At 39.0% G+C, this 24,861-nt stretch carries 13 protein-coding genes and 1 pseudogene; 4 read left to right on the forward strand and 10 right to left on the reverse strand.

Annotated features, from left to right (window positions below; translation table 11 throughout):
* The 5 genes from CXY28_RS04510 to CXY28_RS04530 all read right to left on the reverse strand — a co-directional run.
* A partial coding sequence (locus tag CXY28_RS04510; protein ID WP_232779980.1) for a glycosyltransferase family 25 protein occupies window positions 1-610 on the reverse strand: 610 nt, incomplete at its 3' end.
* 57 nt (window positions 611-667) lie between these two features.
* Window positions 668-1,666 carry a glycosyltransferase family 25 protein gene (locus CXY28_RS04515; protein WP_100979644.1) on the reverse strand — a complete coding sequence of 333 codons (999 nt, stop codon included), beginning with the start codon at window positions 1,664-1,666 and terminating at the stop codon, window positions 668-670.
* 24 nt (window positions 1,667-1,690) lie between these two features.
* Entirely contained in the window at window positions 1,691-2,266 is a 576-nt protein-coding gene (locus CXY28_RS04520) for an adenylate kinase (RefSeq protein ID WP_100979646.1), read from the reverse strand.
* Window positions 2,267-2,282: 16 nt separating this feature from the next.
* Window positions 2,283-4,016 (reverse strand): aspartate--tRNA ligase, encoded by a 1,734-nt coding sequence (aspS, locus tag CXY28_RS04525; RefSeq protein ID WP_001256423.1) that lies wholly within the window; start codon window positions 4,014-4,016, stop codon window positions 2,283-2,285.
* A gap of 34 nt (window positions 4,017-4,050) precedes the next feature.
* Window positions 4,051-4,992: a chemotaxis protein gene (locus CXY28_RS04530; protein WP_100979648.1), complete on the reverse strand. Its 942-nt coding sequence runs from the start codon at window positions 4,990-4,992 to the stop codon at window positions 4,051-4,053.
* Window positions 4,993-5,069: 77 nt separating this feature from the next.
* Between CXY28_RS04530 and ligA the strand changes: the two genes are divergently transcribed.
* The 4 genes and pseudogenes from ligA to CXY28_RS04555 all read left to right on the forward strand — a co-directional run bounded on the left by ligA (window position 5,070) and on the right by CXY28_RS04555 (window position 9,265).
* Window positions 5,070-7,040: an NAD-dependent DNA ligase LigA gene (gene ligA / locus CXY28_RS04535; protein WP_100979650.1), complete on the forward strand. Its 1,971-nt coding sequence runs from the start codon at window positions 5,070-5,072 to the stop codon at window positions 7,038-7,040.
* Window positions 7,041-7,164: 124 nt separating this feature from the next.
* Complete coding sequence (locus CXY28_RS04540; RefSeq protein WP_181325943.1) at window positions 7,165-7,497, forward strand: ribbon-helix-helix domain-containing protein; 333 nt, start codon at window positions 7,165-7,167, stop codon at window positions 7,495-7,497.
* A gap of 311 nt (window positions 7,498-7,808) precedes the next feature.
* Entirely contained in the window at window positions 7,809-8,351 is a 543-nt protein-coding gene (locus CXY28_RS04545; RefSeq protein ID WP_232779981.1) for an ATP-binding cassette domain-containing protein, read from the forward strand.
* 157 nt (window positions 8,352-8,508) lie between these two features.
* Window positions 8,509-9,265, forward strand: a pseudogene (locus tag CXY28_RS04555) (ABC transporter permease).
* 58 nt (window positions 9,266-9,323) lie between these two features.
* Here CXY28_RS04555 and CXY28_RS04560 read toward each other — a convergent pair.
* From CXY28_RS04560 to hefA, 5 genes are all read right to left on the reverse strand, one after another.
* Window positions 9,324-18,890: a vacuolating cytotoxin domain-containing protein gene (locus CXY28_RS04560; RefSeq protein WP_100979656.1), complete on the reverse strand. Its 9,567-nt coding sequence runs from the start codon at window positions 18,888-18,890 to the stop codon at window positions 9,324-9,326.
* A gap of 151 nt (window positions 18,891-19,041) precedes the next feature.
* On the reverse strand, window positions 19,042-19,611 hold the full coding sequence (locus CXY28_RS04565) for an outer membrane beta-barrel protein (RefSeq protein WP_100979658.1): 570 nt from the start codon (window positions 19,609-19,611) through the stop codon (window positions 19,042-19,044).
* A complete protein-coding gene (gene hefC, locus CXY28_RS04570) occupies window positions 19,608-22,694 on the reverse strand; it encodes an efflux RND transporter permease subunit HefC (protein ID WP_100979660.1) in 3,087 nt (1,028 codons plus the stop codon). Before hefC ends, CXY28_RS04565 begins: the two co-directional genes overlap by 4 nt.
* A 12-nt stretch (window positions 22,695-22,706) precedes the next feature.
* Window positions 22,707-23,411: an efflux RND transporter periplasmic adaptor subunit HefB gene (gene hefB / locus CXY28_RS04575; protein WP_000619671.1), complete on the reverse strand. Its 705-nt coding sequence runs from the start codon at window positions 23,409-23,411 to the stop codon at window positions 22,707-22,709.
* 10 nt (window positions 23,412-23,421) lie between these two features.
* Entirely contained in the window at window positions 23,422-24,855 is a 1,434-nt protein-coding gene (hefA, locus tag CXY28_RS04580; protein ID WP_100979662.1) for an efflux RND transporter outer membrane subunit HefA, read from the reverse strand.
* Window positions 24,856-24,861 lie beyond the last annotated feature (6 nt).

Raw genomic sequence — 24,861 nt, forward strand, 5'->3', positions numbered from 1 at the left:
GGTATGGATTTGATACACGGTGATTTGTTTTGGTTTTGTGGTGGTTTTGTTTTCTTTGATATAGCCATCTTTTTGTCGTATTGGGGGGGGGGGGGGGGGGTGTAACTTCATAATTTTCAATAGGCGTTTCTTCAATAGACGCTTCAGCCTCTTCAGTTTCTGTATAGATAGGGAGAGAGTACAAATTGGTTTTATGGCCTCCCCAATAATGCCCATAGAGTCTCACAAAATCAAAAGGGCTTTTCAAGCAATCTTCTAAGGCTTGCATGAAATGAGACTCTAGCGTTGCATCATCTTCTAAAATAACGACCGGTTGGTTTAATTTGACGCATTCCTTCCATAAAAGATAATGGCTTAAATAGCACCCAAATTCTCGGGGCAATAATTCTCCACAACAATAATCAGAATGGAACCAATCGGATTTTAACATGCTTTGCGCGTCATAAAGCTCTTGAACGAGTTTTTCAAAATCTTCGTGTTTAGGGCTAATAGCGTCAAAGATTTGAAAAACACAACGGCCTTTAAATTTTTCATTGGATTCTAAAACGAGTTTTTCAGTATCCAAACGCCTTTGACTTTCTTTTAAAGAAATGATATAAACTTGTGTCAAATGAACTCCTAAATATGGCATTCTGTGGCATTCTACCATAAAGTTTTTTCATTCTTTTTAAACCTCTTTAGGGGTTTTTAAAGGAGCGTATTGCTTGCTGTATTGTTGAAAGGCTTTTAAACGTTTTTTAGCGTTAATGCTGTAGTAGAAAAGATTCTTAAAAGTTGATTTTTTAGGCGGAAATGGGTAAGATTTCAAGCTCTTTTTTTGGGGCTTTTGAATGGTGCTGTCTAAAGAATGCTCGCTTAAAGAAACAGGGCAAGGCACATAAGTCAGATTCGCTATATCATGATAAGCAGAATTATCCATAAACATATCCACCGGCTCTATGATTTTAAAACGCTCCGTGGCTTCTATAAAAGTTTTAGCGCCCTTAGGGGTTAAGTAATAACTGGCTGTAGAAGCCACATACACGCTGGTGAGGTAAAAATGCTCTAAAAAAAAGGCTTCTTTTTCATGCGTTGCGTAATAGCTTTTTTGTATTTTTTTGAGAATATAGTGGATGACCTTATGGGTAGAAAGATTTAAAAATCTAGAAACATCAAAAAATTTTTTAAATTTTTCTAAAATAGGGTTATTTTTAAAAGGATAATCAAAGGGAGGAAATACAAATTCTTTGGGTAAAACATGGAATTTTGTCTCGTGGTAATACCAATAGCACCCATAGAGTCTCACAAAATCAAAAGGGCTTTTCAAGCAATCTTCTAAGGCTTGCATGAAATTAGACTCTAAGGCTACATCATCTTCTAAAATAACGACCGGTTGGTTTGTTTTGACGCATTCTTTCCACAAAAGATAATGGCTTAAATAACACCCCAATTCAGGCAAAGTCAAACCAGCGCCAACATAAGAATGATACCAATCAGATTGCAATAAACTTTGAGCGTCATAAAGCTCTTGAAGTAATTTTTCAAAATCTTCGTGTTTAGGGCTAATAGCGTCAAAGATTTGAAAAACGCAACGGCCTTTAAATTTTTCATTGGATTCTAAAACGAGTTTTTCAGTATCCAAACGCCTTTGACTTTCTTTTAAAGAAATGATATAAACACCAATCACAGCTTATTCTCTTTGGAACGCATTTTAATTTGCAAAAGACAAAATATATTTTTGCATTTCATTCACGATTTCTTCAATGCTTCTTTCGCCATCGATAACTTTATACACTTTCTTATTCTTGTAAAAATTTTGGATCTCACCCAACGGATCCAAAAACACCCGCATGCGGTTATGAAACACGACCTCATTATCATCAGCCCCCCTAGAGCGCCCTAAAACCCTTTCTTTAGCAGTGTTTTCACTCACTTTTACTTCAATCACGCTTTTTAAGATCACTTCGTTTTGAGCGTTCAATTCCTTATCCAAAGCCTGCATTTGTTCCACGCTCCTAGGATAGCCATCAATTAAAATGATCCCTTTGCTAGAGCTTTTAATCGCCGAAAGGATCGTTTCTACCACAATTTCTAAAGGCACTAATTCGCCTTGAGAAGTGAATTTTTCAATCAATAAGCCTCGCTCAGTCTTTTTAGCGCTCTCAGCCCTTAATAAATCCCCGGTAGAAAAATGAGCGATTGTTTCGCTGTTATTCTTAGCGATAAGCTCTGCATCAGTGGTTTTACCACTCCCTGGGGCTCCAATAATCAAAAATAGTTGTTTCATATCGTATCCTTTTAAATTATTTTCTTAAGCGAATGTGTAATTCTCTTAATTGCTCTTCATTAATGGGGCTAGGCGCGTCAGTCAATAAGCATGAAGCTTTTTGCGTTTTAGGGAAAGCGATCACGTCTCTAATGCTACTAGATTTAGTCATTAGCATGATCAAGCGATCAAAACCTATCGCAAAGCCCCCATGAGGAGGAGCGCCAAACTTTAGCGCTTCTAGTAAAAAGCCAAATTTTTTTTGTGCTTCTTCTTCATGGATATTGATTTTTTCAAAGACTTTTTTTTGCATTTCTTCTTTATGGATCCTTATGCTCCCCCCACCAAGCTCCACGCCATTAAGCACCACATCATACGCATGCGCTTCAACCTCTTCTATATCTTCGCATTCTATATTTTTAGGCATCGTAAAAGGGTGGTGTGCAGCATGATAGCCGTTTTCGGTTTTTTCAAACATGGGGAAATTGACTACCCATAAGAAATTCAAAGCGTCTTTATCAATCAAATCAAGCGTTTCAGCCACCTTCAAGCGCAAGCGCCCCATGTAGTCTAACACGATTTTTTTATCTCCCGCTCCAAAAAAAACAATATCCCCAACTTGTGCATCAGTCCTTTCTAAAATATTTTTAAGCCCCTTTTCGCTCAAAAATTTAACCAAAGGCCCTTTAATCCCATCTTCTTTAATTTGCAAATACGCTAAGCCTTGAGCCCCAAATTGGCGTACAAATTCTTCTAATTCTTTTAAAACGCTGCGGCTAAAAAGCGCATCAGCCCCCTTAACGTTCAAAGCTTTAATGCGTTTGTGTTTAGAATCTTTTGCGATATTAGAAAAAATAGAATTCGAGCTGTCCCTAAAACAATCCCCCACTTCTATTAAAGGCAATTCAAAGCGTAAATCCGGCTTATCGCTCCCGTAATTTTCCATCGCTTCCTTATAAGGCATGCGTTTAAAAGGTTTAGAAATAGTATGCCCAATCGCTTTAAAAATCTCTTGCAACAAATCTTCCACCACGCCCATCACATCATTTTCATCGCAAAAGCTCATTTCCGCATCAATTTGCGTGAATTCTGGCTGCCTGTCCGCCCTCAAATCTTCATCTCTAAAGCAGCGAGCGATTTGAAAATACCTGTCCATCCCCCCCACCATTAAAAGCTGTTTGAATAATTGCGGGCTTTGGGGGAGTGCAAAAAATTCGCCCTCATGCACCCTGCTTGGCACTAAATAATCCCTAGCTCCCTCAGGCGTGGTTTTAGACAAAATGGGGGTTTCAATCTCTAAAAAACCCTTTTGGGCTAGAGTGTTACGAGTGATTAAAGCCACTTCACTGCGCAATTTAAAGATTTCATAAGCATTCAAAGAGCGTAAATCCAAATAGCGGTATTTCAAGCGCAAATCTTCATTCACGTTTTTATTGCCAATTTCAATCGGTGGGGTAGCGCTTTTATTTTCAATAATTAACTCTTCTAAAACGATTTCAATTTTACCCGTTTTTAGTTTAGGGTTTTCTAACCCAGCACCCCTTAAACGCGCTTTCCCTTTAGCCACTAGCACAAATTCGCTCCTAACCTCTAAAGCCTTTTCATAAGCCTTAGAGCTAGGATCACAGACTAGTTGCACCAAACCGCTTTTATCCCTTAAATCAATAAAAACCACGCCTCCATGGTCTCTATAAGTGTTACACCACCCGGCCACTTTGACTATTTTACCCACATCTTTTTCACTAATTTCTGTGCAGAAATGACTTCGCATGTTTTATCCCTTTAAATTAAAACAAAAATTAAATTTATGAAAGCGTTTTTTTAAGCATTTCATGGATTTCAAGAATGTTAGATTTTACCACAAAACCATCCGCTTCTAAAGATTGGGCTAATTGGCGGTTAGAATCGCTGCTCATGGACGAATTGATGATCACAGGAAGATGCTCAGTTCTATGATCAGCTTTAATGGTTTTTAGCACTTCAAACCCTGAAACGTTAGGCATTTCTAAATCCGTAATAACCACGCCAACTTGTTGGTAATGTTCTTTTTCATACAAATAATCCAACAATTCCCTCCCATTTGGAAAGGCTAAATAACGCAATTCTAAAGTTTGAACGATCTTTTCTAAGGTTTTAAGAGCGCTCAAGGAATCTTCAGCGATTAAAATGAGTTTTTGGCTTTGAATGGCTTCTATGCAACGCAAAGTCAAATCGTCTAAATCCTTCAAGCTAGGGAAAACATCGCTAATCATTTTCTCCACATCTAAGATCTGCACCACTCGTTCTTCATCAAAACGGGTGATAGCGCTAAGCTTACCCTCTTCATTAATGCCTTGTTTGTCCCCGGCGCTAATCTCATTCCAATTTTTATGAATAATCCTTTCAATTTTTAAAACCTTTAGAGCGATGGAATGGTTAGAAAAATGGCACACGATCACTAAATTATGGTCATCTTTAACGCTACATTCTTTTAAATCACGACTCGGATCATTCGCGTTATAATGCAACCACCTTTTCACATCCACTAAAGGAATGGATTCGCCCCTAACGCTAAGAAACCCGAGCATCACGCCATCGCTCCCCCCAAGAATCTCTGTAATCTCCCCGTCATAATGGATAATTTCTCGGATCTTAAAAATGTTCATGCCATAAAGTTGGGCGTCTTTTTTTTCATCTAATCTAAAGCACAGAAATTGCACTGCGTTGTTTAAGTGCAACGAAGTCGTTTTGTCAATGTCTCTTACCACCTATTTTCCCCTAAAGCCCTATCAAAGATTAAATGTTATAATACTACCCTAATTTAGTTTAAAAGGTTTTTACAAAAATGATAAAAAGCCAAAAAGAATATTTAGAAAGAATTGAATACTTAAACACGCTATCGCACCATTATTACAACCTTGATGAGTCAATCGTAAGCGATGCGATCTATGATGAACTTTACCAAGAATTAAAAGCTTATGAAGAAAAAAACCCTAGCCACATTCAAGCGAATTCCCCTACCCAAAAAGTGGGGGCTACTGCCACCAATTCGTTCAGTAAAAACCCCCATTTAATGCGGATGTGGAGCTTAGATGATGTGTTCAATCAAAACGAATTGCAAGCGTGGTTGCAACGCATTTTAAAAACCTACCCTAGCGCTTCGTTCGTGTGCTCGCCCAAACTTGATGGGGTTTCGCTCAATCTTTTGTATCAACATGGCAAGCTAGTGAGTGCGACCACTAGGGGCAATGGCTTAGAAGGAGAATTAGTTAGCGCAAACGCTAAACACATCGCTAATATCCCCCATTTTATCGCTTATAATGAAGAAATAGAAATCAGGGGCGAAGTGATCATTTCTAAAAAGGATTTTGACGCTTTAAATAAAGAACGCCTAAACGCTAATGAACCCCTATTCGCTAACCCCAGAAATGCCGCATCAGGGAGTTTGAGGCAACTTGATAGCGAAATCACTAAAAAGCGCAAATTGCAATTCATCCCTTGGGGCGTGGGCAAGCATTCTTTAAATTTTTTAAGCTTTAAGGAATGTTTGGATTTTATCGTCTCGTTGGGTTTTAGCGCCATTCAATACTTACGCTTAAACAAAAACCACCAAGAAATAGAAGAAAATTACCACACCCTGATTAAAGAAAGGGAGGGCTTTTTTGCCCTTTTAGACGGCATGGTGATCGTTGTGAATGAATTGGATATTCAAAAGGAGCTAGGCTACACGCAAAAATCCCCTAAATTCACTTGCGCTTATAAATTCCCGGCTTTAGAAAAACACACCAAAATCATAGGAGTCATCAACCAAGTGGGGCGCAGCGGGGCGATCACACCGGTCGCTCTTTTAGAGCCTGTAGAAATTGCTGGAGCTATAATTACGAAAGCAACCTTGCACAATTATTCTGAAATTGAAAAAAAGAATATCATGCTCAATGATAGGGTCGTTGTCATTAGAAGCGGTGATGTGATCCCTAAAATCATTAAACCTTTAGAATCTTATAGAGACGGCTCGCAACACAAAATTGAACGCCCCAAAGTTTGCCCCATATGCTCGCATGAGCTTTTATGCGAAGAGATTTTTACTTATTGTCAAAACCTTAATTGCCCAGCAAGGTTGAAAGAAAGCTTGATTCATTTCGCTTCTAAAGACGCTTTAAACATCCAAGGCTTGGGCGATAAAGTCATAGAGCAACTTTTTGAAGAAAAACTCATTGTTAACGCCCTGGATTTGTATGCTTTAAAATTAGAAGATTTAATGCGGCTAGACAAATTTAAAATCAAAAAAGCTCAAAATCTATTAGACGCTATTCAAAAGAGCAAAAACCCTCCCTTATGGCGTTTGATCAACGCTTTAGGGATCGAGCATATTGGTAAGGGAGCGAGTAAAACGCTAGCCAAATACGGCTTAAATGTGTTAGAAAAAAGCGAAGCCGAGTTTTTAGAAATGGAAGGTTTTGGAGTGGAAATGGCGCGCTCTTTAGTCAATTTTTATGCGAGCAATCAGGAATTTATCCGATCGTTATTTGATTTGTTGAACCCTAAAAACAGCGATATGGCTGAAGAAAAGCAAAAAAGCTCTTCTGTTTTCAATAACAAAACGATTGTTTTAACCGGCACGCTTTCTAAACCACGGCAAGAATACGCTCAAATGTTAGAAAATTTAGGGGCAAAAATTGCTTCAAGCGTGAGCGCTAAAACCGATTTTTTAATCGCTGGAGAAAACGCCGGCTCAAAACTCGCTCTAGCAAAAAAACATGGCGTGAGCGTTTTGAATGAAGAAGAATTGTTAAAACGCCTTAAAGAATTGGATTAAAATTAAAATCAAATACCCGGTTAAATTCTAAAGAAAAATTCCAATTTTCATTCTTAATGAATTTACTCACAAAATCCTATTTTATAGTAGAATGCGAAAAATAAAGATATTTTAAGGAGCAATGATGGAACACCATAAAGTGCACACAACCATTCAGGCTTTACAAGCCAAACGCAAAAGGTTGCTAACCGAATTAGCCGAGCTAGAAGCAGAAATAAAAGTGAGCAGCGAACGAAGGAGCAATTTTAACATTTCGCTTTCGCCCAGTTTGTTAGCCGAAATAGAAGAGATAGAATACGAAGAAAAAACAAGTAAAGAGCGAAGAATCAATCATAGCGTTTTACTCTCGCCTAGTTTTATGGCTAAAGTGGATGAATACATGAAAGAGAAAGGTTTTTCTAACCGCTCGCTCCTCTTTGAAAAAGCGTTGGAATTTTATATGTTAAAACACCCATAAAACCAATAACGGACAAAAAACGAGAGAATATTTAGGGTTTTGAGAATGAAAAATCAAAAACCCCGTTTCTCTTTTAAGGTCTTTCTTATTTAAAGCTTTGGCTTTGTCTATTTTTTAGAGTTGGAGTGCTTTTTAAAATCGTTTCACTCGCTTAGAGCGTGTCTATCAGTAACGCTTTTGGCTCGTTTTAACAAAAATCGGTTAATTTTTTAATAACACTGCACTAAATAAAACCATTATTTGAATACAATAACCCTAAATGGGATTTTAAATCATTTCTATCAAAAGAGATTTTATGCAAAGGGGATTTTATGATTTCTAACATCAGCATACACCCAAAAACCATGTTTAAAAACGCTTTAAATATACAAGATTTTTCATTTAAAAATCATACTAGTACAGCCATTATTGGCACAAATGGTGCTGGAAAATCAACGCTTATCAACACTATTCTAGGCATTAGATCAGACTATAATTTTAAAGCACAAAACAATAATATTCCATACCACGACAATGTTATACCACAACGCAAACAATTGGGAGTTGTCTCTAACCTATTCAACTACCCACTTGGATTAAACGCAAACGACCTTTTTAAATTCTATCAATTTTTTCACAAAAACTGCACTCCAAATCTATTTGAAAAAAATCTTTTAAATAAAACCTACGAACACCTAAGTGATGGACAAAAACAGCGCTTAAAGATTGATTTAGCTCTTAGCCACCACCCCCAATTAATTATTATGGATGAACCAGAAACCAGTTTAGAGCAAAACGCTCTTATAAGACTATCAAATCTCATAAGCTTGCACAACACCCAACAACTTACAAGTATCATCGCCACTCAGATCTGATTGTCTTAGATAGTTGCGAATGGGTATTGTTCCTTAAGAATGGCAACATTGCTCAATACAAACCTTTAAATTCTATATTAAAATCTGTAGCTAAAACTTTTAACTTTAAAGAAAAACCAACCACAAAAGACTTATTAGCATTACTAAAGGATATTTAGTGGGAGCAATTCTATCTATCCTAAAACTTGAAATCAAATCTTATCTCACCAATACAAGCGCGCTATTTTGGACTTTTATTTATCCTATTTTAATGCTCCTATTACTGATTTTTGTTTTTTCAAAAAATACTACTGAAATTTTTTACTTTAATAGCATCATAGGTCTAATGGGACTCCTTATTATTTCTAGCGCGATCTTTGGTCTCACTCAAGCTATAACAAGCTTGAGAATCGCATAATATATTCTTGTTCTACATGCTATCACTAGCAACTTTCAAACAAATAACTCTAGCATTAATCGCTTCAAGACTAATCGTTGTAATCCTATATGCTTTTATCTTTATTATTCTCTCTTTTTATGCGTTCAATATCATCACTATTCTTAATTTTAAAGCGCTTATTTTGGGGTTTGTTAGTGTTTTTTCAAGCGCATTGTTTTGTTTTTGCTTAGCCATTTTTGTAGCTAGAATTTTTCAAAACGAACAAAGCATCTTAGGATTTTGTAATATCATCAATCTCTATGCACTAATGTCTTGTAATGTTTTTGTTCCTTTAGAATACCTACCTAATATTGGTCAATTATTTATCAAAACATCTATTTTTTACTACCTTAATCAACTTCTAATCAAAGCTTTTCAAGGGATTGATACTATACTGGTTTTAGCAACTTCAACATTTTTCATTATTGGTGGCATTATTTTATTTTTACTAAGCACTAATCGCATGTTACTAACACCAAAAGAACGCATGCGTTAAAGACTTAGTCCCACCATTGATTTATTTAATGGCTCAAAAAGGGGTAAGCCCCCACCCCTTAAAACGCTAAACGCATTCCAATATTTCCGGTAATGTTGATCATTTTATAATCCAATCCAAACCTAGCCCCCACCCCAGCATTCGCATAAAAGCTTTTAAACAACCTCACTTCCCCGCCTGTAGTGATGCTCGCAAAAGTGTTATAAAGCTCGCCTTTTCTGTAGCTCAAAGTGTTGTTACCAATGAAACGCACCAATTTATCCCCCATAGACCTCACAAGCAAATCCCTACCAAAGCCGCCAATCGCATAAAAATAAGAGTTTGTGTTGAAATAATGGCGGTTCTCTAAAGCAAGATCAATCGTTAAAACGGATTTTTTAGACGGATCGGCGTTCGCTTTAAACTGGTTATAGAGCGCGTTATTCATAACCCCTTCTAAACCGGTCATGCCAATATAGTAATACCTTAAACCAATTTGAGGTTTTAAAATGATGCTTTTGTTTTTAAACATGAAATCATACCCGTAATTAACTCTCGCATTCGTCGTCCATGTGCTGTATTTATAGGACTGATTGATCATAGAAAGCAGAGTGTCGTTGGAGCTGATTTGGGTTTTATTAGCCCCCCAAGTTTCATTGACGCTAAAGGTTAGCTCGCTCTTTTTAATGAAAGCTCTCGCATACAAGCCCACATCCACATTATCGGATTTAGAATTAGTGATGCGTTCATAAAACCCGCTATACCCATAAGCCGCATACCCTCCAACAATCACACCCTTAATGAATCTGTCATAGCCCACATTGACACCATAGAGCGTTCCTGTGCCATTTTCCACAAAACTCACGCCCCCAATACCGGTCGCCCAAAGGTTGTTTTTTAGTTTATCCCTTTGAGAGTATTTTAAAATCACATCCATCGCGTTAGGGATTGCATCAGCAAATCTTTGGTTTTTAAGACTGCTCAAGCGTTCGCTAAAATCCGTTGAATCAAAAGAAGCGAAATTAGAAAGCTTGGCTAGACGGCCCATTTGTTGCGTGTAAGTGTTGAGCTGTAAAACATCGGTGGAATTGTTTTTAAGATTGGGTTTAGAAAGCATGCCTAAAGCGCTGCTCACATCTTCCATTAAAGTCACAATGTGTTTGGTGGGCGTGTCTTGCAAATAATAAGGAGCGAACAAGGGATTACCCCCCTTAGCCACAAAAAGCTCATTCAGCCACAGAATGGAATTATTGCCCGCAGATTTGATCGCATTCAAACCAGCGCTGCCTTGAATGTATTTAATGTAATACTCCAAACTAGGGGCATGAATATCCATGGGCTTATCAGAGACGCTAACTTGAACTTTATCATAAAGGATAGATGAATACACCATTTGCCCTTGATTGTCTTTAAAGCTCACCACAAGACCCCCATCTTTAATATTGACTGGTTGGTTGTCATAGCTTAGTGAATCGCCCTTTAATTGCATGCGTTTGCCGTTAAAATCAATGAGGGTGTAAAGCTTGAGGTAATCGCTCAAGCTCCCTTGACGAATGATTTGATTGTCATAGCCATAAAGCATGCGTTTAGCGTCCATAAGCGTGTAAGCACCTTGCTTGAGTTGGGTATTAAAATGGATTAAAGCCTGATTATTGTAAGACATGATCGTAGAAGCACCCGTTACATTAATAATCGTTTGATGGGTGGGGTTATTAAGATTAAAGATTAATGACCCTTCGCTCTTAAAATTCCCCCCCACATTCAAACCATTTTCATTCGTGCTGAGAGCCGCTCCTTTTACCACATTGAGATTACCGCTAATATCAGCCCTGTAATTAGAATTGTTGTTAAAAGCGTTATTCACGATCAAATTATTCGCTTTAAAAGTGGCGTTTGGCCCTAAATCCAAAGTCCCGATAGTCGTATTTTGCAAAACTTGTGAAAAATTGACCATGCCGTTGGCGTTAATCGTGCCTAAGAACGAGAAGTTATTCGCATTCACTTCTAGCGTTTCATCGGTTGGGGCTGTCGCGCTTGAATAATGAGCTTTTTTCTCGCCCATGCAATCTAAGACATTCACGCAAATTTGACCTTTTTGAACGCTAATGTCATTTTTAGGAGCATTAAGCGTTAAGCCGTTGGTAGCGTTTAAGGTATCTAATGAAATGTTAGAAAAATCTTTAGATACAAAAGAAAGCCTGCCCTGATATTGCGTGAAATTAATCGTGTTTTTCCCATTAAAGATAATGGACTTGCCCGCCACAAAATTCAATTCCCCTCCTGTGGCGTTACTAAACGAGCTGTTATTCACAAACACATGGTTTTTAGCCACGAAATTAAAATTCCCTTTTTGCCAGAGATTGTGCAAGCCTTTAGGTTTGAGCAAAGAGCCCATGCCCAATTGTTTCAACTCATCTTGTAAAGATTTAGGGAGTATGGAGCCCAAACCTTGATGATAAACGCCTCCTAAGCCCTTATCAGCGACGATTTTATTGATCATTTGCCCTAGGACTTGATTGCTCATGATTTTATTCACTACGCCTTCGCCCAATAAGTCATTTAACGCTTTTTCACCTATGCTAGAAATGGTGCTAGTCAGCTCTTTACTAGGGTTAGTGATGCTGTTTAAAGCGATATTGACTAACACGCTCAAATCCTGCGGGCCTAGCCAAGAAATGAGCTTATTGATTAAGGGGGCTTGATTGATCATTTGATTGAGAATATCCCCAAAAGTCGTTTTGTCTAAGAAATTCTGTAAGTCTTTGGAATCAGCGCTAGAGCCTATTTTATCAAGGGCTTGATTTAAGCCTCCAGGCACAAAATTATTAGCAAAAGAACTCAAACTCTGCTTGCCATACCAGTTATTGATGAAATTCTCTACATTTTCAATCCCTAAAGTTTTAACGATGAATTTTTCAAACCCTGAAGAATGGGCTTGGATTTGCTCTAAAAGCATTTGATCGATTTCTTTTCTTTTTATAGGATCTAGCGCGTTTAAAAGCCCGTTTTCACCAAAAACATCGCCCACCGTTTTAGAATTTAAAATTTCCATGATCGCGTTTTTAAAAGCGCTCACGCCTAAGAGGTTATTCACTTCAGTAGGGCTAAGCAAGGAGCTTAAAGTCTTAGATCCAAAATCTTTAGGGATCATGTTGGCTAGATCTTTAGGGATAGCGTTATTATTCAAGCTCTCTTCATAAATGATATTAGAAAGCGCATTCCCTAAACCTTTTTCTCCAAAAAGCTTTTCAATGCCACCTTGCCCTAGATAAGAAAAGATTTTATCGGTCCCTTGAGCGTCAATATTGGCTTGATTGAGCACCAAATTCGTCGCGCTTTCAAAAGACACATTCGCGCTCCCTCCGCTCCCCCAAGCGTTCCCGCTGCCGATGGTTCCGGTGATATAAATGTTTTTAGCCTTAAAATTAGCGTTAATGTAGCCTAAATAAGGCGCACTAGAATAAAGCAACTGCCCCAAATTAGTCTGCCTGAACATCTGGCAAGTGTTATCCCCAACCGTGCATGGATTTTTATACCCATCGCCTCCAAACCACACCACGCTATTAGTGTTCGTTTGCCCTTCTTTGATCGCTCCTACAACGAGATTGCCCTGAGAGAAATCATAATTAGCCGTGTTGGAAAAATTATTGATAATACCCAACAAACTCTTCCAATTTGCTTGAGTTAAAGCAATACCATATTTTTCAAAGATACCAAAAAGAGTTTCAAAACCATTCGGACTATTGAGATTGAGATGATCTAAAGCCCCTGAAGATAAAAGATTGGCTAATTTAGGCAAAAATTCCTTACCCAAGCTGGCAATCGTGCTCAAATCTTGCTTAGTGATAGCCTGATTATAGATGTGTAAGGCTTGTAAGGGTTGGTTTTGCGCATTATAAGTCCCAGGTGTTTCATTGTTTTGATTAAAGCCTTTGATGTTACTATTCAAATAATAAGTGCCAGCTTTGCCGCTTGTATAATTATAGGAATTAGAACTTTCATCATAAGGGTTTTTTTGGTAATTATACAAGCTAGGAGCGAGGTTAAACATCGCATTATTAGAAACGCCATTTTGAGAGATCTGCACTTTCAAGCGGTTGTTATGTAAGGTTTCTGTAATCGTTTCAGTCGTATTGAGCGGGTTAGTGAAACTCCAAGAATGAACGCCGTTATTAAACGAGTAATCAGCCTTGTCAATCTGTATGCCATAAAAACGGATCTTTTCATAGCCGTTATTCCCCATTAAACCCTGAATGTTTTGAGCTTGTAAAATATTATAAACTAAGGGCTTGTTTTTTGCATCAAACAAATTCACATTAGACAGATTCAAAACGCCTTGAGATCCAAAGCTGAAATTCCCGCTTGCATTAATAGATAGAGCGTTACCGCCATTGCCTAAAAGGCTTAAAGTGCTGTTTAAAAGAACGCTTTGAAAATTCAGAGTGCTGTTGTTTTGTAAATCAAACAAGGCGCTAGAATTAAAAGTCGCTAATTTAGTGAAAGAAATTTGAGAATTATTGGCATAAAAACTCACAGGAGCGTTAAAAACACTATTGCCATTGAAATTCAACAAGCTTGATCCGTTGAGATTGAAATTCGTTTCCCCCTCTACGCTAAGAGCGTTAAAACTCGCTTGAGAACTTTCAGCCAAATTCATCGTAGAGTTATTTTCAAAAGTAGAAGCGCCTTGGAAATTGATATGGATATTTTTAGCCCTTAAATTGAGCGTGGCTTGATTAAAATTCGTATTCCCTTTGAAATTAATCAGGCGTGCAGAGTTGCCAAAATCAGGCGTTTTACCAAATAAAGGAATGCCATAAAAGGTTACATTAGCGTTATTGAAATTCGCTTGATTGAAGCTTAATTGAGCGTTAGGGTTCAAATTCAAATAAGACACCCCGTTAAAAGCGGTTGTGCCGTTAAAATTCGCTACGCTGTTGTTGTAAAAAGAAAGGCTTGAAGCGTTTTCTAAAGTCGTTTGGGTTTGGCTATCCCCAATATTAATAGCGGCGTTAGGCTTGACTGAAAGCCTGGAATTATTGAAAGTAACATTCCCATTCAATGAAGACTGATTCACATTTTTAGACACATCAATGACTATTTGAGAGTTATTGAAAATAACGTTATTAGCTTTCAAATCATAGCGAATACCCCCCCCTAAAATGGAATTAGAAAAAATCAAATTCGTATTCGCAACCATATTCACATACGATGAGCCGCTCTCAGTCGCTCCGTTAATATTGGTCCAGCCGCTAAAAGTGGTGTTTTCAAAAACCATGCGCCCTGAATTGAACCTAAAGCCTCCCCATGTGAAATCCCTAAAGTTGGAGTTTTTAATCTCCATAGAAAGCCTAGAATTAAAATTCGCCCAAGAATGTTGGCTCGTGCTGGTTTGTAAGCCCATAGCCACGGTTTGGAAATTCGTGTAATTTAACCCGTCAGCGTTCAAGATTTCATCAGCGTTAAAACTGATCGTCGCCCCACCGCCGGCGTTAGGGTTGCCGACATTAAAGTTATTCGTTAAAAAGATATTAGTCGCGTTGAAATTGCCATGCAAATACAGCAAATTATTCTTACCAAACCAGATAGATCCGCCATTGTTATTGGCCTTTTCTTGAGCGCTCCCTAAAAGCAAAGTCCCTACCACCGTGGCCCCAAAGTTCAGCGACCACGCAAAAGCGCTAGAGCCAATAAGGTCTTGATTTTTATAGGGTGCGATATAGCACACGCCAACACACACGGGGGTTTTTCCTGGAATGAAATCAAATTGCTTCCTCACTTGACTCCAAATATCCTTAGAATCAGCGTCTGTGTGGAAAGGCGAAGAATGGATAGTGAAATATTTATAAGTGATAGAGCCCGGGTTAAAAGTCTCTTCAAAGACAAATTTTTGGCCGTTGCTCTGCGTGAATTGCACAAAAAAAGTGTTGTTATCCGCTCTTAATAGAGTCCCTTGTTCGCCACCATAATGGATTAAATTCCATAAATTTTTTGAAAAAACATTATCCGTCGCAATTTCATTATCATATTTAATGTTATTCCCGCTTAGAAGCGTGTAGGTGGTGTTGTCAGTCAAATCCCTTTCAATATTAAAAATACTATTATTTTCAATAGCGATTGAGCCTTGGAGACGGCTAAAAGGATCGCTGTTAATGAGCGTGTTTGTGCCTTTAAAGGTGGTGTTTTTAGTGTCGTTAAACGAATAGCTACCGCCATTAAACGAGTTGTTGTTAAAAATTAGGTTTTGCGCTTTGGCGTTGATATTGTAGGAATTGAAAGTGTTGTTTTCTAGGGTTAGGGAATTTCCGGCGCTGTTTTCACCCCCCTTATAAATCAAAGTGCCGTTATTATTGAAAGTTACTCCGCTAATGGTGGTTGTGCCATTGCTATTGGCGTTATCCACACCAAAATTCCCCCCTCCACTCACAGACCCTTTATCCCAAGTGATATTATTGGCTTTAAGGTTAAAGCCTCCATGCGGGGTTTGGTTGCTAAAATTTGCGTTTGTTACATTCAAGTTGCCGTTATTGACAATGAAATTCATCCATGAATTTTGCAAACCGGCTTTATCGCTATTCAAATGAGCGTTAGCGATATTCAAACGCTTTTGAGCGTTAAACACTAAAGTCGCGCCCCCACCGGTTTGAGCCCCATTACCAGAGCGAATCGTGCCGGTAATGTCAATTTGATTGGCTTTAAAAACGCCTTGAATATAGCCCACTAGCCCCCATTCAGCCCCTGAAGTTTTCCCAAAACTCACCACGCTATTGGAAGCGGGATTTGCTCCATCAAGAAAAGGGGTGGTCTGATTGAACACTAAAACGCTGTTAGCGCCGCTGTAATCTTGCGTGAAAACGCCTGTGCCAGCAGTCTTCCAAGTCGTCATGCCATTGAGATAGAACACGGTGTTACTGGCGTTATTATTGACATTTTTAAGATGAAATACATCATTGTGGATATTCACGCAATGCGTATAGCCTAGAGTGCATAAACGAGTGAGCGTGATCCCGTTATTAAAATTTTCTTTGATGTAGTAAGTCAAGCCGTTATCGGTGAATTGGACATTATAAATTTTAGCGTTGCTTGGCGCGGATTGATTTTTATCAACTAGCGTGCCGCTAGGATTTTCCCCGCTCGTCCAGCGCAACATTTGATACAAAGCACTATTGTTATCCTTATAATCCACGCTTTTAGCGTTAAGCAATTGATAAGTCGTGCCTACGCTTAAATTGCTCAAAAGCCCTTGCATGTTAAAAATAACGCCCTTATTGAAAGTGAAAGTTGTTTGAGCGCCGTTTATTTTGAATTGGTTGTTCACATTAAAAGCGTCATCAGTGAAACTGACTTTAGGGGTATTATTGAAATTAAACACGCCCCCATTGAACAAGTTATGATTAAAATCCACTTGTTTGGCGTTGAAATTAAACGAACCGCCATTAAACGAATTGTTATTGAAAGCGTCTGTCTGCTCGGCGTGGTTGAAATTAAACGATCCGCCATTAAATTTGTCTTCATTAAAGGTGTTGTTCGCGCCATCAAAAGAATAAGAAGCGTCATCTAAAACGGATTTTTCAATGGTGGTCTTGCCTTGAAACTTAAAATTCCCTGCTAAAAAGTTCGTGTTTTTAAAAGTGTAAGAATTTTCAGCGCCTTGAAATTTGTAATAAGCTTTGTTGAAATTCACGCTATCAAAAGCGCCATTACCGGTAAAATCATACCCCCCACCCGTCCAATCGTAAAAATCAGACTGAGAGACATTGATCTTACCGCTCCCAGAGCTATCCCCTAACGCCATAAAAGTCATGTAAGAATTTTGTGAAGTGGTTTTTAGGTTTTTAAAGGTGGCTCCAGCGATATTAATTTCAGTCGCGCCCACAAAATTCAAAGTCGCTCCTCCACCGGTTTGAGCGCCGTTACCAGTCATCATGTTACCGGTGATATAAACCCTATCGGCTGTGAAAGTGCCAGTAATATAGCCCGTTTTCCCCCAATTGACTCCCTCATACCCTCCAAAACGCACCGTGCTGTTAGATTTAGGGATACTGCCATTAGCCCAAGGGGTCGTGGCGTTAAAGACTAAAGCGCTGTTTTTCCCGCCATAGGTTTGAGTGAATCTCGCATTAGTGTAATTCCAAGTGTTCAAGCCGTTGAGGTAGAAAATCGTATCAGCCCTATCATCGTTAATATTTTTTAAATTAAAAACATTGTCATGGATATTCACGCTATTGGTGTAATAAATATTATTCGCGCCATAATAAACGGATTGTAAAACAATGGAATCAGGGCTAAAAATTTGTCTGAAATTATAGAGCGTGCCGCCTAAATTGTAGGTTACATAGTAAGTGTGGGTGTTATTATTGGAAGTGGCGTTTTTGCTATTGTCCTTTGTGGCTTGCGTGTTTTTAAGCCTGATGATATTCCATAAATTATCCACATCATTATAAGCGATAGAGCCATTTTTCATGCTAAAGAGCGTGTAAGCACTCCCTATCGTGGGCGTGTAATTTTGAATATTAAAAATCGCGTTAGCGTTAATATTCACCTTACCGGTCATATTCAAAAAGGGTGAAGTGGGGTTGTTGATCGTGGTCGTGCCTTGAAAATCTATTTTAGAATCCGGCCTATTAAAAACAAACCACCCTCCATCAAAAGTCAAATTATTAAAAGTAATGCGTTCAGCGTTAAGGATATAAGCATCCCCTACGGTGTTAGCGCTGCCATTAGGCATACTCCCTAAAATGCTGTTATTAAAGGTAACGCTATTAGCGTTAAGATTGAGTTTGTAATGATTGATATTAGAGTTAGTAAAGGTGATGCTCCCCCCAATACCATTCCCACCCTTATAAGTGAGCGCGCCGTTATTGTTGAAAGTTACTCCGCTAATGGTGGTTGTGCCGTTGCTATCCACATTATCAAAGCCAAAATTCCCGCCATTGACGATCCCACCATTATAAGTAACCTTTCGCCCCATCACATTAAAGCCCCCATTAGGGGTTTGGTTGCCAAAATCCGTGTTTGTCAAATTCACGCTGTTATTGGAAATCAAATTGATCCAAGAAGTTTGCGTCCCAGCTCTGTTATTTTGAAAATAAGCCCCATTAGCGTTTAATTCGTTTGAGCTTTCAAAAACAAGTATCGCACCCCCACCGGTTTTTAATTCATTGCCTGAGCCAACAGCTCCTGTGATAAAAATGTCTCTAGCCTTAAAAACCCCTGTAATAAAACCTATATAGCCCTCTTTCCCAAACCATATAGAATTGTTGTTGGGCGTTGCGGAAGCGTTTTTTGTCCCTATATACAATTTGCTGTTGTTATAGTTTTGCGTAAAACTCCTACTCCCCCCAGCCCAAGTGCGTAAAGGGCTGACATAGTAGGATTTGTTGCTGTTATTTTCATTCACGCTATTGAGCCAATATACTGAACTATTATAATCTTCAGCGCTCAAAGCTGAAACAAACCCTAGCCCTAAGAAGATTTTTTTGTTAAAAGATGCAGAAAGATTTGATCGCATTTTGAATGCATGAGCGATCAAGGACGGATTTTTGGCTTTGTGTTTTTTAGCGATTTTCTTTTTAACGCCCTTAAAAGAGCGGTTTTTACTAAAGCGTTCATTCTTTAAATCTATTTTGCCATTTCTATAAGTCATATTTTAAACCCTTTCATGTGGTCATACTCGTTGTTATATTTTTTGATGCTATCCATATTATACAATTTAATTAAAAACGGCACAATCTCCTTATATCATAAGGATCTTATCTTATTGATAACGACCACCAATAGGCTATTTTTATTCTCTCTTAAAACATATAGCTATAAGCCGCATGGATAAAAACGCTCTCTAAAAAATAAGAATTTTTAAAAGAATTTCTGGTGTTTGAAAAAGGGATTTTAGCCCCAATCTCTACGCGGTGGTGGTAATCAATCGTGCTGCCAAGCCCCACATTAAACAAGCCGTTATAACCCATAAACGAACTATTTTTCATGCCTAAATGGTTGCTTTGATAAAAATACCCTATCCCAAGCCCCCCATACACCCCAAAGCTGTATTTTTTGTAAGTGTAAAAATCGCTCAATGCATCAATATTTAAGCTCAATAAAGAAGTGTTAATCGTGTGCAATGCGGTGGGTTTGATTGCCATAAGGTAGGAAAATTCACCCCTTAGCGCTAGAGCTTTAAAAAAAGCGAATTGATACCCCCCTTTAGCCCCCCATAAAAAAGCCGTATAAGAAGAATCACTAGCCGGTTTTGGGGTTATTTTAATAGGGGCTAAACCCACCATAGCCCCAAAATAAATATGACTTTTTTTAGGCTCAAACGCCCCTAACAAGCCCACCCATAAAGCCAAAATTAAAACAATTTTTTTCATTCTAAAGTTTTTTGGTTTTGATAAAACCGCTTGATTTTGTCGTCTATGGGAGCGAGCAAACGATAAAACACCGGCACAATGAGTAAGCTTAACACCATAGAAATCATTAAGCCCCCACTCATCGCAATCCCTATAGGGGATTTCATCGCCGCTCCATCCCCACTCGCTAACGCTAAAGGTAGCATGCCACAAACCATCGCAATGGTCGTCATTAAAATCGGTCTTAAACGGGTTTTGCCCGCAAACAAAATGGCTTCTTGGATATTCAAACCTTTTTTACGCTCTTCATTCGCCACATCAATTAAAAGCGTGGCGTTTTTACCCACCATACCAATGAGCAAGATCAAGCCTATCATAGAGAACATGCTCAAAGGCTGATGCACTAAACCTAGAGCAAAAAACGCCCCTGAAAAGCTTAAAGGCATGGTAACCATGATGATAAAAGGCTCTAAAATGGACTCATACAACGCTGCTAAAATCATATAAATCAGCACAAACGCTGTCGCTAAAGCGACTAAAAACTCCCCGTTGCTCTCTTTGGCGTTATCCGCTTCTCCGGTAAATCTGTAATTCGCCCCTTCAACCAGCCATTCTTTAGTGTTTTTACTCACTTGCGTTAAAATCTCGCCCAAAGAAACGCCCGCATTCCTATTAGGCTCAGCAAGCACCGTAACGCTGCGTTGGCGGTTATAGCGAGAAATACTGGACGGGCTTTTAGTTTCTGTGATTTCCACTAAAGCGTCTAAAAACATCAATTTATCGTATTTGTTACGCACTTGCAAGCGTTTGATGTCTTCTACAGAAACGCGCTTGTCATTAGGCACTCTAATGATCATGTCGTATTCTTTGCCATCTTCTTTGAACACGCTCGCTTGAGAAGTCCCAGAAAAAGCAGAGCTCACCACCGATCCAATGGTTTGAGCGCTCACGCCGTATTTGTTAGCGTTTTGTCTTAAGATTTTGAGTTGCAATTGCGGTTGCGATTCGCTCGTGCTTGTATGGTAGCTTTCAACCTTGCCTTTTAATTCAGGGCTTTCTAATAAGAATTTTCTCAAATTCTCCACGCTTTTATCCACCGCTTCTTGAGAATGGGAGAACACAAAGGTTTGGAAGGGCGAACTATCCCCACCGCCCCCTATAAGAGCAACTTCAGAAAGATTAATAGTATCTAAACCTTTAGCTTCAGGCAAGCTTCTCAACTCTTTCCTTAAAGCGCGCATCAACTCAAATTGCCCCAATTGGTGTTCTTTTTTGCGCTCTTTTAAAGGCTTGAGTTGCACAAAAATCTTAGCCTTAAAAGGGTTTTGTGTGGTGCCATAACCCACTTGCAAAGTGGTAAATTCCACTTCATCATGTTTTTCAATCGCTTTTTGAAAGATCTTACTCTTTTGTGTCATGTAATCTATGCTCACACCCGGTTTAGCCTTAAGCCACACTAAAAACCTCCCCCTATCTTCTTTCAGCATGAAATCCATGCCGAGCTTAGAAGCCACAAAAAGCGAACCCACAAACACCAAAACCACCGCTATAAAGATAATGAGCTTGTGGTTTAATACCCATTGGAGCAACTTGGTATAACGAGACTCTAAAGCCTTAAAAAAAGGCTCACTCCACACATAAAAACGAGAATGCCTGGGATTGACCACGACTGAGCTTACCATGGGGATAATCGTAACGACCACCACATACGATAAAGCGATCGCTAAAGCCACTGTGATCCCAAAGCTTTGGAAAAAGCGCCCGATAATGCCTTTCATGTTCCCTATAGGCACAAACACAGAGAGCAGCATCGCTGAAATCGCTACTAGAGCAAAGCCAATCTCTCTCACCCCCTCATAGCTTGCTTTTCGTTTGCTCATGCCCATTTCTAGCTTTTTATGGATATTTTCAATCACCACGATCGCATCATCAATGATAATCCCTATCGCTAGCGTTAAAGCCACCATGGTGAGCATGTTTAATGAAAAGCCCATCCATTGGATGAGCGCAAAAGTCCCCATGATAGAAATAGGGATAGAGATCGCTGAAACAAGGGTGATCGTGCCGTTACGCAAGAACGCAAACACCACTAAAACCGCTAAAATCGCCCCTAAGATTAGATCAAATTTCACGTCTTCAATAGAGGTGCGGATATAGCTCGTGGTGTCTAAAAAGGGTCTGATTTCATAGCTAGGGCTAATGGCTTGAATGTGTTTTAACGCTTCATACACCCTATCTACGATTTCAATTTCATTCGCTCCGGCAATCTTTTGGATTTCTAAAATCACACCGGGTTTATCTTTAAAGCTCGCAAAAGTGTTGTCTTCTTCCAAACCGATTTCAATCTTTGCAATATCGCCAAGACGCACATGATTACCCACTTGAATCTTTTCTACATCCGCCACGCTATAACTATTCGCATTAATCAAAATAGACAATTCCCTTTGGCTATTGACAATGCGCCCCCCATCAATTTCCACATTCTCCGCTTTAAGCGTGCTGAAAAGATCCGCATAAGTCAGGTTGTATTTATTCATCAAAGTGGGATCGGCATAAATCCTAATCTGGCGCTCCCTAAAGCCGTTGAGCTGCACGCCCCCTACCCCATTGATTTTTTGGAGCATGGGTTTAATGGTGTTTTTAGCGTAATCATTAAGGGTTGTAGCCGGCACGCTTGAACTGCTCACAAACAATGAAATAATGGCTTGGCTGTCGGTATCAAATTTATTGATAGAGGGTTTTTTAATATTGGAATCATCAAAACGCACCGAAGAAATTTTATTAACCACATCGTTTAAGGCTTCTTCATTAGGTTTTTCTAACTCAAATTCAATGACGACGATGCTCACATTTTTAGAACTCGTAGAAGTAACCTTTTTGATCCCATCAATCCCCATCACCGCTTCTTCAATCTTATCGGTTACCTTACTCTCTATGATTTCAGCGCTAGCCCCAGGATAAGTCGTAGTAACCACCACCGTAGGCAAATCAATTTTAGGGAAAAGCGCCACGCTCAATTTTTTAAAACCCATAGTCCCAAAAAAGACAATCGCCAAAGCAAACATCAAGGTCGTAATAGGACGATTAATCGCTGTTTTATACATCAAAATATCCTATTATTTCGTTTGGATAAACCCATCGCCAAAAAGCCCCACTGCCATAGGCTTAGACAAAAGGGCTTCAGCGCTCACTTTCCTAGTGTTTTCATCAACCGTGGGGTAAATCTTAGTGATTTTAATTTCATGCTGATTGGAATCCCCATCTATAGAATAAGTGTAAGTATCCCCCACTTTGACTGCATTAATATATTTAGAATCAAATTCAATGACCAATTTCCTGGCATGGCTGACTAGTCTCAATAACACCGTATTATTCGCGCTCACCCCTTCGCCCACTTGAATGTTTTTACTCGCTATTACGCCATCAAAAGGGGCTCTTAAAATGGTTTTATTCAATACCGCAATAGAATAAGCGTAATCAGACTCCAAGCGCCTGTAAGTGAACTCATAACCCTCTAGAGTGTTTTTATCCACAGCGCCCCCAATTTTGCTGTATCGTTGGTATTGCTTTTTAGCGAAAATGAGTTGTTGCTCGGTAGAATCGCTTTGAGCCTGTTTGTCTTGATTATACAAAAGCAACAAAACATCGCCCTTTTTGACCACGCTCCCCTCAGTAACCTTAATGCTATCCACAATCCCTGTGCTGTCTAAGGTGAGTTTGGAATCTTGCATCGCTTTCACATTGAAAATCGCATACACTCTTTCGCCAGCTTCCATGCTCAAAAAACTCAAAAAAAGTCCTATTAAAATTTTTCGTATCATTTTCATTCCCTTAATGCACATAGTCGTCTATTTTATGCCCGCTGTTGAAAATGTAATTGGCTTTTTGCACTTCATAATTATTGAGAGCTAAATTGTAAGCCACTTCTGCATCAAAGCGCGTGGTTAAGCCCCTTAAATAGGTGGTGAAATCCACTAAATTAGCGTCGTATTTCCTTTTAATATTGGCAAAAGAAAGATTGGCCGCATCCAAACTAGCCTTAGAAGATTCAATCTTAGCTCTGGCAATATCAAGCGACTTTCTGTAAAGCTGTTCGTCTTTTTCTTGCTCCAATTTTTTATACGCTAAATTCTTTTCATTCGCTAATTGGCCTAGCATGATGGATTGTTTTTGCAAGCTCAAGCCTATATCATCAAAAATATTCAAAGTCGCAGTAACCCCAGCCGTATTTTGCTGACCGGGGTAGAAATTCCCAAAACGCCCTGTGGCATAAGCGGGTTTTTGGATCCAAAAAAGCCATGAGTCAAACACATCTATCTTGGGGTAATAGTTGAGTTGCTTGTTTTGGTATCTGAGTGCAGAAATTTGCTCCCTTAAAGAGACTAAATCTTGCCTTTCTCTTAATTGCAAATTAGGCGCATCAATCGTGGTCTTTTTCAAATTTTTCACGCTGAGGTTAGTGAGGTATTCTAAAGTCAAGCGGTTTTGCTCCAAAGCAAATTGCATGTCCAAAATATCGTATTCGCTCAAGTTCCCTTGCGCTTTTAGGCTTTGTAAATCATCAATCGTGGTCAGCCCTTTGTCATAGAGTTTGGTAACCCTTTTAATATCCGTTTTGATTTGCTCTAATTTTTTTTGCAAAGCGATCATGCGAGCGAGGTTGTTAAAATACTCATAATATTGTTGCACCACTTGCAAATACACGCTTTGGCGGCTATATTCTAAATTAGCCACATTGGAGCGGTAAGTCGCAGACTTTTCTTTGACATTATTCACATCGCTAAAGCCATTAAACACATTCAATGTGACTTGAGCTTGGAGTTGTTGGGTGTTATAATGCTTATATTCTGGAGTATCCCTAGCTTCATTTTTAAAATTATAACTCGCGTTCAAAGTGGGCAAAAACATCGCTTTGGCGATGGTGTGGTTTTTCATCGCTTGCTTGACACTGAGTTCTTGCGCTTGCAAACTAAGATTAGTGGTAGCCCCTTTTAGCAATTCATAAAGCCCCAAAGCGGCTTTATCGCTTTTTTCATGGTATTTAGCGATCTCTTGATTGATCGTGGTCGCTGTTTCTTTAGGCGAGGATAAAAAACTCGGTGTTGCTTCTAAAGAACTTGTCGGCGGATCAATGAGTTTTAAATTCTTGTGGCTATAATTGTTAAGGATTTGCTTGATTTCATCAGGGGTTTTAGAGGGGGTTTGGGCTAGAGTTAAAGCCGCACACAAGCCCCATAAACTCGCATATCTTATAATAGTTTTCATCAATCC

This window comes from Helicobacter pylori (assembly GCF_002832345.1).
Lineage (GTDB): Bacteria > Campylobacterota > Campylobacteria > Campylobacterales > Helicobacteraceae > Helicobacter > Helicobacter pylori_CP.